General features: G+C 45.7%; 2 protein-coding genes. One reads left to right on the top strand and one right to left on the bottom strand.

Annotated features, from left to right (window positions below; translation table 11 throughout):
- On the top strand, positions 1-452 hold a 452-nt coding region (locus R8O70_RS25365), incomplete at its 5' end, for a threonine transporter RhtB (RefSeq protein WP_318184476.1).
- Positions 453-560: 108 nt separating this feature from the next.
- Here the strand turns inward: R8O70_RS25365 and R8O70_RS25360 are convergent.
- On the bottom strand, positions 561-1351 hold a 791-nt coding region (locus R8O70_RS25360; RefSeq protein WP_318184475.1), incomplete at its 5' end, for an amino acid carrier protein.

Raw genomic sequence — 1351 nt, 5'->3', positions numbered from 1 at the left:
GGGGGTGGCACTGGGCGCACTTTGAGCCGTTTTCTAATGGTATCCAAAAGGCGCGAACGCACGACACCAAACAGCTCTTGTTAAGACGGGTTTACCTTGACGATGCGATCGTCGTTTTTGTATCTACGACGTTAGACAACAAGTTTGAAATCGATGTTGTGCAGGAAAAGACTTGCAAACCGAACACCACAACTTGGGCATCCGTATCAGTGAATCGCCAGCGAATGGCGCATGTGCCAATGGTGTGTGATAGCGTCGGACAGAGTTATTTTTACCGTTACATAGGTAAGCATTTAGATTCGCTAGAATTTGGCGTTGATGAGTCTTTCATTACGGAAGATTTTGCCCATTGGCCAATCGCGGATATTAAAGTTGATCAGTTCAAACAGCAAAACGCTAAGTTTTTTGAAAAGCGTGGACAGAAGGTTGAACATCAGTGGTCACGTGATTAACGCTGTCATCTGAATCTAGATAAAAATAAAGCCCGCTAAACATGAGCGGGCTTTGTGTTTTAAGGTTTCTAACTCGTTTAAGTGCAGGCTTAACGGTTCTTTGTAGAGCTATGCTTTTACCGCATCAAGATCATCAGATTGAACTGAAGGGTTAAAGAACAATTTAGTTTCTGCCAGTACAACATGACGAAGCGCAATCAGACCAATAAGGTTAGGGATCGCCATCAAACCGTTTACGATATCTGCCAGAATCCAAATCATGTCTAGATGCAGGAACGCGCCTGAAGCCACTAGAGCAAGGAAGATAATCTTGTAAGGCAGAACCGCTTTTGTGCCCATTAGGAACACCACACAACGCTCACCGTAGTAGTTCCAACCAAGGATCGTTGTAAACGCAAAGAACATCAGACCGATAGACACCAGCATTGGGCCGAATGTTTCTGCGTTGAGACCAACAGCAAAGGCATGTGTTGTCATCGCGGCACCTGAAAAGTCACTTTGCCAAGCGCCAGTTAGGATCAGGGCTAGACCTGTCATGGTACAAATGATGATGGTATCGAAGAAGGTACCTGTCATCGAAATCAAACCTTGTTTAACACAAGAGTCTGTTTTCGCTGCTGCTGCGGCCATTGGCGCGCTACCCAAACCTGATTCGTTTGAGAATACACCACGCGCAATACCAGATTGGATTGCCAACATGATGCTAGCACCTAGGAAACCGCCCGTTGCTGCGGTAGACGTGAAAGCAGATACCAACACAAGTTCAACAGCATTTAGTAGTTGATCTGCGTTCATGATGATCACGCTAAGACACGCCAACACATAAAACAGCGCCATTGCTGGAACCACTTTACCTGCGACACTTGCGATAGATTTGATGCCACCTAGAGTTACAAATG

The sequence above is a fragment of the Vibrio sp. 779(2023) genome (genome assembly GCF_033344285.1).
In the GTDB taxonomy this organism is placed as follows: domain Bacteria; phylum Pseudomonadota; class Gammaproteobacteria; order Enterobacterales; family Vibrionaceae; genus Vibrio; species Vibrio alginolyticus.
This window is presented reverse-complemented; position numbering and strand designations above follow the sequence as displayed.